4 protein-coding genes are annotated in these 11,529 nt (G+C 65.7%); 3 read left to right on the forward strand and 1 reads right to left on the reverse strand.

The window, feature by feature from the left end; all coding sequences use genetic code 11:
- The first annotated feature begins 131 nt into the window (after positions 1-131).
- The 3 genes from FLL57_RS04890 to FLL57_RS04900 all read left to right on the forward strand — a co-directional run bounded on the left by FLL57_RS04890 (position 132) and on the right by FLL57_RS04900 (position 6,134).
- Positions 132-917: an ImuA family protein gene (locus tag FLL57_RS04890; RefSeq protein WP_013503405.1), complete on the forward strand. Its 786-nt coding sequence runs from the start codon at positions 132-134 to the stop codon at positions 915-917.
- Complete coding sequence (locus tag FLL57_RS04895) at positions 805-2,406, forward strand: Y-family DNA polymerase (RefSeq protein ID WP_082315548.1); 1,602 nt, start codon at positions 805-807, stop codon at positions 2,404-2,406. The genes FLL57_RS04890 and FLL57_RS04895 overlap by 113 nt, the downstream gene beginning before the upstream one ends.
- Before the next feature lie 182 nt (positions 2,407-2,588).
- Positions 2,589-6,134, forward strand: a complete 3,546-nt coding sequence (locus FLL57_RS04900; RefSeq protein WP_142882280.1) for an error-prone DNA polymerase — start codon at positions 2,589-2,591, stop codon at positions 6,132-6,134.
- A 189-nt stretch (positions 6,135-6,323) separates the two neighbouring features.
- Here FLL57_RS04900 and FLL57_RS04905 read toward each other — a convergent pair whose 3' ends face one another.
- Positions 6,324-11,417 carry an ATP-binding protein gene (locus FLL57_RS04905; RefSeq protein ID WP_142882281.1) on the reverse strand — a complete coding sequence of 1,698 codons (5,094 nt, stop codon included), beginning with the start codon at positions 11,415-11,417 and terminating at the stop codon, positions 6,324-6,326.
- Between the last annotated feature and the right edge of the window lie 112 nt (positions 11,418-11,529).

Genomic DNA, 11,529 nt, shown 5'->3' on the forward strand with positions numbered 1-11,529 from the left:
GCCGCAAGACCTCGGTGCGATCCCGATTGACTCCGCACCAAGGCAGGGATTTATTAGAACATATCATGAACAAATGAGCCGGCAACGGGTTCATCGAATCCGAAAAAACGGCAGCGGAAAAGGAACGGCGCATGGACAGCGCGCGCCTCGACATGCTTGCGCGCCTGCAGGGCGAAATCGACCGGCTCGAAAGCGGGACGGCGGAGACGCTGCGCCGCGTGCCGCTCGGCCATGACGACGTCGATGCGGTGCTGCACGGCGGCCTGATGCAGGGCGCGCTGCACGAAGTGTTCTGCGATGGCCACCAGGCCAGCGCTGCGACCGGCTTCGTCGCCGGCGTGGCGCAGCGTCTCGCCGAGGCACGTTATCTGTTGTGGATCCGCCAGGATTTTTCCGCGCGCGAGAACGGCGAACTGGCGATGGCGGGCCTCGCCGAACTCGGCTTCGACCCGCGCCGCTTGGTGATGGTACGCGCGCACGATGCCGACAGCGCACTCCGCGCCGCCGCCGATGCGCTGGCCTGCAACGGGCTCGGCGCGGTGATCACCGAACTGTGGGGCGAGACCCGCGCGTTCGATGCCGTCGCCTCGCGCAAACTGACATTGGCGGCGCAGCAGTCCGGCGTCACCGCGCTGATGCTGCGGATCGCCGCTGCGCCGCAGGCCTCCACGGCAGAGACGCGCTGGGTGGTGCGCGCGGCGCCTTCGCCGCCGATCGAAGGCTGGGGCGCCCCGGTGCTCGACACCTCGCTTGTTCGCAATCGTCGCGGCCAGACCGGCCGCTGGATCATGGAATGGAATTGTGATGCGTGCCGCTTCCGTGAACCGCAGGCGTATCCTCGGCCTTTGGCTGCCGAGGCTTTCGACCGATCGGGTCGAACGGGCCTCGCCGCAGGCGAGCACCGGCTCGCCGGCTGATGCTGCGCCTCCGCCGCCGCGTGTCGTCGCCGCCAAGCGCGACAACGCGCTGGTGGTGGTCGCGTGCGATGCGCGCGCGAGCCGTGGCGAGGTGATGCCCGGCATGCCGCTCGCCACCGTGCGGGCGATGCATCCGGCGGTCGATGTCATCGATCACGACCCGCACGCCGATGCGGCTCTGCTGAATGCGATTGCCGACTGGTGCGATCGCTTCACGCCGCTGGTGGCGCTCGACGGCGCCGACGGGCTGCTGCTCGACATCACCGGCTGCGCGCATCTGTTCGGCGACGAGGCCAAGCTGCTGAACACGCTGACCGCGGCGCTGACGCGGCAGGGCTTTGCGGTCAGCGCTGCGATCGCCGGCACTGCGGTGGCGGCGCGGGCGCTGACCCGCGGCGGCTCCGGCCTGATCGTCGCGCCGGGCGAAGAGCTGCGCGCGGTGGCGCCGCTGCCGGTGGCGGCGCTGGGCGTCGATGACGCGATCGTACGCGGCCTGCGCCGCGCCGGGTTCAAGACTGTCGGTGAAGTGCTGGCGCGGCAGCCGACCGAACTCGCCGCAAGGTTCGGCGAAGGCTTCGTCGCGGTGCTGCGCCAAGCGACCGGCGAAGACGACGCGCCGATCTCGCCGCGGCGGCCGGCACCGGACTATGTGGTCGACAAGAATTTCCCTGAACCGGTTGCCACCACCGAGGTCATTCTGCCGACGCTGCTGGCGCTGGCGCGGCTGCTGATCGCCGCGATGGAGCGGAGCGGCAAAGGCGCGCGCCAGCTCACCGCGAGCTTCTTCCGCAGCGACGGCGCGGTGCGCAGCATCAGCGTCGAAACCGGACAGCCGGTGACGCGGGTCGAGGTGGTGCAGCGCCTGTTCGCCGAGAAGCTCGACGCGCTCGCCGATCCGCTCGATCCCGGTTTCGGCTTCGATCTGATCCGGCTCGCCGCCAGCGTCAGCGTGGCGGTGACCCAGGCGCAGCGCGGTTTCGACACCACCGCGCATCAGGCCGAGGACGTCGCGCTACTGGCCGACACGCTGGCGGCGCGGCTCGGGGCCAAGCGGGTGGTGCGCTATCTGCCGCAGGATACGCATATCCCCGAGCGCGCCGCGCTCGCCGTACCGGTGCAGCATTGTCCGCCTGAGCCGGGCGATGCGCCGTGGCCGGCGCGGGCCGACGAACCGCCGCTGCGGCCCTTGCGGCTGTTGCAGCCACCGGAGCCGATCGAGGTGCTGGCCGGCGTGCCGGACGGTCCGCCGGCGCAGTTCACCTGGCGCCGCGTCACCCACCGCGTCACACGAGCCGAGGGCCCGGAGCGCATCGCCATGGAATGGTGGCGCGCCGCCGAGCCCGGCCTGACCCGCGATTACTTCCGGATCGAGGACGAGGACGGCGCGCGGTTCTGGCTGTATCGCGACGGCCTGTACGGCAGCGAGGCGATGCCGGAAGTAGGCGGCAGCGGCCAGCCGCGCTGGTACATGCACGGGCTGTTTGCGTGAGGGATGGGGGAGTGTGTGCACAGCCTCTCCCCGTCATTGCGAGGAGCGGTGCGCGCCGCCTCTCACCGTCATTGCGAGCGTAGCGAAGCAATCCAGCTCCGTGCACTGCGCTGGATTTCTTCGTCGGCTTCGCCTCCTCGGAATGACGAATTCAACTATTGAATTTTAGAACCGAGACGCCAATGAGCGCACCGCGCTACGCCGAGATCGGCGTCACCACCAATTTCTCGTTTCTCGAAGGCGGCTCGCATCCGCAGGACTATGTCCACGAAGCGAGCCGGCTCGGCCTCGACGCCATCGGCATCGCCGACCGCAACACGCTGGCCGGCGTGGTGCGCGCCTATGGCGAACTCGACAACGAGGACTTGGCGTATAAGCCCAAGCTGCTGATCGGCGCGCGGCTGTGTTTTGCCGACGGCACGCCGGACCTGCTGGCCTATCCGACCGACCGGGCCGCCTACGGCCGTCTCTGCCGCCTGCTCAGCGCCGGCAAGCTCCGCGCCGGGAAGGGCGAATGCCATCTGACGTTCGCCGACCTCGAGGCCTTCATCGACGAGGCTTCGGCCCCGATGAATCAGCCTTCGGCTTCCATCCACCAGCTCCCCACCTCGTCATGGCCGGGCTCGTCCCGGCCATCCACGCCTTTGCTACGATTGAGTCAGCAAGACGTGGATGCCCGGCACAAGGCCGGGCATGACGGTGGAAAGGTTGCGGGTCGTCATTCGAAGATATTGCTGGTCGTCATGCCGCCCTATCGCTTCCAGACCAAAGCGATCGCCACCGCGCTCGAACGCCTCACCGCCCTCAACGCCGGTGCCGTCTGGCTCGGCCTCGCGCCGTATTATCGCGGCGACGACAAGCGGCGGCTCGATCGGCTGCGGCGAATTGCGGTCGCCGCACGGGTGCCGTGCATCGCCACCAACGACGTACTGTATCATCACGCTTCGCGGCGGGCGCTGCAGGACGTGCTGACCTGCGTGCGCGAAAAGACCACGATCGACAAGGCCGGGCGCCGGCTCGAAGGCAATGCCGAGCGGCATCTCAAGCCCGCCGCCGAGATGGCGCGGCTGTTCCGTGCCGATCCGGACGCGATCGCCGAGACGCTCAGGTTCGCGGGTCGCATCGGCTTCACGCTGGACGAACTGAAATATCACTATCCCGACGAGCCGGTGCCGCCCGGCAAGACCGCGCAGGCTCATCTGCGAGACCTCACCGAGCAGGGCATCCAGCAATATTTCCCGCATGGCATCAGCGACAAGCTGAAGGCCACCATCGACAAGGAGCTGGCGATCATCGAGCGCCGCAGCTACGCGCATTATTTCCTCACCGTGCACGACATTGTTCGCTACGCACGGTCGCAGGATATTCTGTGCCAGGGTCGCGGCTCGGCGGCGAATTCGGCCGTCTGCTACGTGCTCGGCATCACCTGCGTCGATCCGACCGAGATCGACCTGTTGTTCGAGCGCTTCGTCTCCGAGGAGCGCGACGAGCCGCCGGACATCGATGTCGATTTCGAGCATTCGCGCCGCGAAGAGGTGATGCAGTACATCTATCGCCGCTACGGCCGGCATCGCGCCGCGATCGTCGCCACCGTGATCCATTATCGGCCGCGCTCGGCGATCCGTGACGTCGGCAAGGCGCTCGGCCTGTCCGAAGACGTCACCGCGGCGCTCGCCGATACGGTGTGGGGAAGCTGGGGCAGGGGCCTCAATGAGATGCAGGTGAGGCAGGCCGGGCTCGACCCGCACAACCCGATGATCGGCCGCGCGGTCGAACTCGCCACCGAGCTGATCGGCTTTCCGCGGCATCTGTCGCAGCATGTCGGCGGCTACGTGCTGACGCAAGACCGGCTCGACAGCTACGTGCCGATTGGCAACGCCGCGATGGAGGATCGCACCTTCATCGAATGGGACAAGGACGACATCGATGCCGTCAAGATGATGAAGGTCGACGTGCTGGCGCTCGGCATGCTGACCTGCATCCGCAAGGGCTTCGACCTGATCGCACAGCACAAGGGCGTGCGGTTTCGGCTTTCCGACGTCAAGTCGGAGGACGACAACAAAGTCTACAAGATGCTCCAGCGCGGCGAGTCGATCGGCGTATTCCAGGTCGAGAGCCGGGCGCAGATGAACATGTTGCCGCGGCTGAAACCGAGATGTTTCTACGACCTCGTCATCGAGGTCGCGATCGTGCGGCCGGGCCCGATCCAGGGCGACATGGTGCATCCTTACTTAAGGCGGCGAAACGGCCAGGAGCCGGTGGTGTATCCATCGCCGTCCGGCGAGGCCGACAAGGATGAACTGCGTCAGATCCTCGGCAAGACGCTCGGCGTGCCGCTGTTCCAGGAGCAGGCGATGCGGATCGCGATCGAGGCGGCGCATTTCACGCCCGACGAGGCCAATCAGCTCCGCCGCGCGATGGCGACGTTTCGCAATGTCGGCACCATCGGCAAGTTCGAAGCCAAGATGGTCGGCAATCTGGTGAAGCGCGGCTACGACGCCACCTTTGCCAAGAACTGCTTCGAGCAGATCAAGGGCTTCGGCTCCTACGGCTTTCCGGAAAGCCATGCGGCGAGCTTCGCCAAGCTGGTCTATGTCTCGGCGTGGATGAAGTGCGAGCATCCCGACGCGTTCTGCTGCGCGCTGCTGAATTCGCAGCCGATGGGGTTCTACGCGCCGGCGCAGATCGTCGGCGATGCGCGAAGTAACAAGGTCGAGGTGCGCCCGGTCGACGTGTCGTTCAGCGAGGGCCAGTGCACGCTGGAGGAGCGCTGCGGCGAGCATCACGCGGTGCGGCTCGGTTTCCGCATGATCGACGGATTCCGCTGGGCCGATCCGGACGAGGAGCGGGGGCGGCTCGAAGCCGGCGAGGCGCCGAGCGACGATTGGGCGGCGCGGATCGTCGCGGCGCGGGCGCGGGCGCGGGGGCCGTTCGGCTCGCTCGAACAGTTCGCGCGGATCACGGCGCTGCCGAAGCGCGCGCTGATCCTGCTGGCTGATGCCGACGCGTTCCGATCGCTCGGGCTCGATCGCCGCGCCGCGCTGTGGGCGGTGCGACGCCTGCCCGACGACGTACCGCTGCCGCTGTTCGAGGCGGCGAGCGCGCGCGAGCAGCAGGACGAGCACGCCGCGCCGCTCCCCGTGATGCCGATGGCCGAGCACGTGGTGGCCGATTATCAGACGGTGCGGCTGTCGCTGAAGGGCCACCCGATGGAATTTCTGCGCGCGCTGTTCGCGGCCGAGCGGGTGGTGAGCTGCCGCGAGGTGTCGGAGTCGCGGCGCAACGGCCGGCGCGTGCGCTGCGCCGGCGTGGTGCTGGTGCGGCAGCGGCCGGGCTCGGCCAGCGGCGTGATTTTCATGACCATCGAGGACGAGACCGGCATCGCCAACATCGTGGTGTGGCCGTCGGTGATGGAGCGCTTCCGTAAAGAGGTGATGGGCGCCCGGCTGATCCTGGTCGAAGGCGCGATCCAGGCGAGCCCGGAAGGCGTGGTACATCTGGTCGCCGAGCGGTTGATCGATCGCAGCCACGAGATGGCGCGGCTGGCCGAAGGCCTCGCCCGCCCGGCGCTACCGGACGGCGCCGACTTCTACGAGCAACTGACCTCCGAGAAGCGCGGCTATGAAGCCCTCAACGGCGACCGCCGCGACACCCCCGACGCCCCCGCCCAACGCCATCGCCACCCCCGCGACGTCCGCATCCTGCCGCCGTCGCGGGATTTTCATTGAGAAGGGCGCAGTGCCGCTTATGACCCGAAGCGGACTCAAACGGGAGCGGGAGTTGGTCACACTCGACGCGCCGTTCCGAGGCGGAACGTACCAAAAAAGGGAGCACTGTGCTGGGGTCCGAACGCCTTCTGCTTTTCATTCTGGCGATGCAACGCGCGGCCCACCAATAAACGATAGGCTCCGAGGACTTCAGCCCCGCGCCTGCACCTCGGCAATTTCCGGTAGAAGCGCCACAGCTTCAGGAGCGCCGAAATCGGCAAGTTGGCTTGCGAGGCGCCGGAAACGCTGGACGGCAGCGAGACGATCGGATGCCGAGGTCGCACTCCAGATTGTCGCCAGTAGCTGGCCGCAACGGCGTCCTGCTCCGCTCCGCAGACGCTCCCGAAGGTCCGAAGCGATATGCGCCGTCATGATTTGCTCCAGCCAGCCGAGCGCGGGATCGGGACTGAACGCGGCCGGCGCCTGAGCGACCAGAGCAGAAACCACCGGTGGCGCCACCTCGAAGGCCGCACAAGCCTCGACCCATTCGGCGATGAGTGGCGCAAAACTAGCAGCGTGTGGCCAGTTTGGTTCGAAGACCGGCCAATTATAACAACAGAAGCCAGCTGCGGCGAGGGCCTCTGAGCGTCGATATTCGTGTTGCGCTTTCAGGCCGTCGAAGACAATGGACACGCCCGCCCGCCAAACGGCCGCGAATGCCTCATCGACCGGCTTATTCGAATTGAACAGCCGTGTGGCATGGGCGTTTAGAAATGCTTCGAGGACCGTCATACGCGTTTCCTCGGATTCGATCGCTGCAATCGGACGTAAGAGGTCGGCGATGGCGCGTTCGGGAGGCACCGAATAAGCAATCTGGCCCATCAACGCGCCAAGCGATTGCTCCCAGTCCATCCGCCGGTCATCGGTATCCCAACTGCCCTTCGGGGGCTGTTGTCCGTCGACGAACGAGCGTAACCATTCGATCGCGGCATGGGCAAAGCGGCACAACCGCTCGCGCAAGTCCGGGACCGCGAGAAATGGAGAAAGGTCGAACTGGCGCAAAATCGACGCTGCGCGATAGGTGTCGAACTGCCAATCGACATCGCCATGGGGATAGAAGCTCTGACTCGCCGCGACGAACGGCGCCGGAATTGGCGGAGGCACAGGCATATTTGCGACGTCGTTATTGGTCAGGCGATCGGCAATGGCTACGACCGCCCGCTCGGCACGCGCCGCCCGGTCGTCGCGCAGCCATTGTTCAAGGTCTGCGCCCCATTGGCGCCAACTGAACAAGAAACTGTCGGCGAGTGCAGTAAGACCCGCTGCAGCGGCCAGGGGCCGATGTTCCGCGAACGGAGCAATCCCTTCTATGCTCGCTTTGGCCACGTCACGAAACGGGCTCGATACGAGCCTCAGCCACAACTCGGTCTCGTGAGGCTCGGCGATGCCGCGTCCGACCAGCGCCGCGAGGCCGCGTCCGGCATTCGCGAGAGGATCGTCCGCCATCGTCGTTTCTTCATAGTGTATTCCCGTCGTCCAGGGATCGAGCGAGGCAGCACGTGCAACAACTGATCGCGCCCACGCTCTATGCTCAGCAAGCAGCGCATCATCGCCTCCCGCGAGCAGTGACGCGGCAATCGCTGCGACTGCCTGCGCGCGCATAATTAGCTCTAAGTCGAAACTCATGCTGTCGAAGAGCTGCGGGCAATCGAGGCTGATTGCTAGCGGAATGGCGTCAGTGATGGGTGTCCCGTCAGTCGATACAATGCCGCGTGAGCGGCCGAATGACCAGTCGAGCAAGGGGTTGGTGGCGTTGAGCGCTTGCTGCCGCTCACCGACCTCGGCGGCGCGTGCCTGTAGATGCTCAGGAACGACATAGTGCATGGCGAACCAGCTACGATCCTCGGCGACCTGTAGCTGCCAGTTGTCGGGATCGGCCTGCGATCGATAGGTTTTGAGACGTTCGGCCAACTCGCCGTCTTCATCCTCAAGTGCCTCCTCGAAGTCGGCGAGATCAGCAATCTGCCAGTTCGCCGCTGCGGCGGCGAACGCCGCCTTGCTCGCCTCGTCTCCGAACACATGGAGTTGCGCAACGAGCCCCTGGAGTAGCGGTGGTTGCCGTCGGCGGCGCTCAAGTAGCGCCATGACGTCGGCGCGATTGTCTTCGTCCCCAGGCGTCCAGCCGATGCCATAGGCTGTGGCGCGCTCATCCTCCATCCAGCGCGCGAGATCGTAGAACCAGAGCCGCGGTGAGCACATCAGGGGCAGCATTACGGTAAGGTCTGCTCGCACCTTGTTGCGGTCTATACCGGCGGCAATCACGGGTCCGGCGATGGCCACCAGCGGCCCCGCGCGGAGTGTCTTCGCAACCATCTCGGCGAGCGGGCGACCAGATGCGACTTGGGCTGCAAGCCATTGATCGGTAGCGAGCAGCAACGAGGTCAAGATATGCGGGCCAAGCACCCCGCGCGACCATTTAAACACGTGCTGGTCGCCCCAGAGTTCGATCGACCCATCCGGCAATTCAAGCCGTATCGGTCGTGGCGTGAGCCCGCGCTGCTGCTGCTTTAAGCACCATTGCTTGCTGGCGACACGACAGAATTGACCAAGCAGTCCGAGCGCCGCATCCTCATCTGTTGCGAACAACGCGTCGAACCCCGCTCGGCCAGGCGCACTTGGAAAAAGTCCCGCAGTATCGCGCAAGCCATAGCCGTGCGTGATGGCAAGGTCGGTGTCGAAGGGCTCATCGCAGCGCTCGTCGATCATCGTCTGAGCGACAAGATCGGCGAACAAACCCGGCTCGAGGCGCGGCAGGATGCCCGGCGAGACGACGACGGACTCGGCATGACGAATGCAGGTGGTCAGTAGACGTTCGAGATATGTGCGCGCCACATCGGGCGCCGCATCTGAGCCATGTGTCACGACGAGGCGTAGAAACGCCGCCGGATCGCGGTCATCGTCATCGAGCCCCAGCTCTGCGAGGCAACGATCGCGTTCTTCACGTTGGTCCCAGCTCAATTCCTCGGCTGCATCGGCCGCTGCAAGCCATTGGCCAACCTGCACAACGGCATGACGGCTAATCTGCCAGCGATGAACGGGTCGCCTGAGCCAGAATAAAGTGAGCCGGCTCAATATTGGAGCTAGGCTCTGCGGCCAAGTGGGCCAGCGCTCGACCGACCAGGACATAAAGGCCGGCCAAGTCGGCCAGCGCGGCACCTGATGACGCTGGGCAAGCGCGGCCCGTGTTACGGCATCGGCTTCGGGATATGCTGTACCGGCGAGGATCTCGGGATGCGGCTGCAGCTCGAAGCTGGTGAGCGTGTCGGCAATCTCGCGCATCAGGGCGGCGTTGTCGGCGAGCAACTCAGGTTCGATCCGATCGAGCAGCGTGTGGGCGCGCGGCGAGGCGAGCGGGGCGACTAGAACCTGCCGCGCCCAGACTGGATCGAGATCCGGATCGTCGCGCAATTGCGCATGGAGCGTACGCCATGCCGCGGCACCTTCGGCGTCGACCGCGATTTCGGCAACGAGGCGGACAGCGCGCAACCAAGCCAGCGGTTGACGCGCTGATTTCAGCAGAGACGGCAAGGCTGAGCGCTGCGCATCGAGCGCCCGGGCGATCGCCCAGTCCTCGTAGATGTCATGCGTGAAATGCACGACATCACGATAGGGCGGTTCGGCAAGTGTGCCCTCCGATACGAGCGCTGTGAGGCCAAGAGCAATCCCACCCTTCGGCAGACCTCCAAAAGGCTGACCGAGGCGCGCCCGGGCAAGGGTTCGCAGCGCCGTGTCGCGATGGGGATCGGGCGGCGATGCCACGCTGCCGCGCGTGGCCCAGGCCTGCATCAGGTCGAGTTCGGAGGACGCCCCGGCCTGCGAGGGCCGAGCCGCGATCTGTGCGATGAAGAAGAGGTTTCTGTTGAGTTCGCCATAGCCCTGTCGCGTCAGCATCGTCTGCAGGTGCGGGAACCGTTCGCCAAGGAGGCGCAACTCACCAGGAACCGGCGCGTTGACGGCGAACCGCAGGAGGTCCGGCAGGTTGGCGAGGGCAGCGACGTCGGGGCCGGCCATGTCGCGCGACGAAACAAGGAAACGCCATCTTGCTGCAGTCGGCGAGCGCGCGATAGCCGCCAGCAAATCATTGAGGATACCAACGGACTGGCTGTCCTGAATGCGATCGAGCCCGTCGATCACCAGCAGAGCTTCGCCGGAAACCGCAAGCGCTTCAATTAGCTCCGGTAGATCGGTGGAGAGTTGCAGACTCGCCCCGTAAGCGGACCAAGTCGCCGCCGAGAGTCGGTCATGTTTGAGCACGATCCGACCGTGCCCCCGATCCGCGGCCTCCTCGGCGAGGCGTTTGAGGATAGCTGACTTGCCGCTGCCTGCAGCGCCGCCGAGACGAATATTCTTGCCCTCCGCGAGCTGTCTGGACAGTTGCGTCGTGGGATCGGCGCGAGGGAGCCGAAAACCAAGGATATCATCGCGAATGCTGGCCAGCGCCAGTTCGGCCTCCCGGTCTAGTCTGGCAAGACAGGGTGCAAGATGTTCCGACGCTGAGAGCGAAAAGCGATCGGCAAGTTCGAGCGCGAGAATCGATCGATCAAGTGCCCCCGCCACGCGCGCCGCGTCGGCGGCGATATGCTCGAGCTCCCGCAACAAGTCGGAAGCTGACGCGGGATCAGACAGGGCGCGCTCAAGGTTTCGCAACGCCCAGTGCTCGTGCAGCGATCCCGCTTCCTCGATATCGGCAACGATGAGCGAGAACCGCTTGAGCAGTTCCCAGGCAAGCGATGGGTCCGGGCAGTCGAACTCATCCTCGATCACCCATGCCACAGCTTCGGCAAAGGCACGCTCGCCCGCATTGGCCGCAGCAGGTTCGGCCCAGCGGTGCCAGAAATCCTCTGAACTGAGTGACAGTCGGGCTGCAAGCGCGGTGCGTTCGGCGTCGCGCGGGCCAAACCCGCTCTGTCCGGTCACGATCCTGAACCGATGCGTGTCGGCCGGATTGGCTCGAATGTGGCGTGCTGCTTCTGCGATCGGACGTTTGAAAGCCGGATCGCTGCGCTCACCGCTCAAGGTGCGCTTAATTTGGATAACGGTAGCGCGGGTGCCGCCTCCCGGCAGGCGGTGGCGGACGATGGCATCGTCGAAGCCCGCTACCGCGCCGGAGCGTTGCAGTTCGATATTCTCGATCACCAGGCCGGCACCGTCGCCGAGCGCGGCGGCTTCGCCGAGGAGCGCCGCCAGCAGACATGCCACCGCCCGAGATTCAAAGGTCGTGCCGGCACCGCTCGTGCCGATCACCGTGCGGGACACCTCTGCGCCTCCGTCTTCATCTGTGAAGCGCACTTTCTATGCGGTTCTAGCTGCATGGCAATCTCAAAAAAAAGATGGACCAATCTCCTCATCTTACATT

This window comes from Rhodopseudomonas palustris (genome assembly GCF_007005445.1).
In the GTDB taxonomy this organism is placed as follows: Bacteria; Pseudomonadota; Alphaproteobacteria; order Rhizobiales; family Xanthobacteraceae; genus Rhodopseudomonas; species Rhodopseudomonas palustris_G.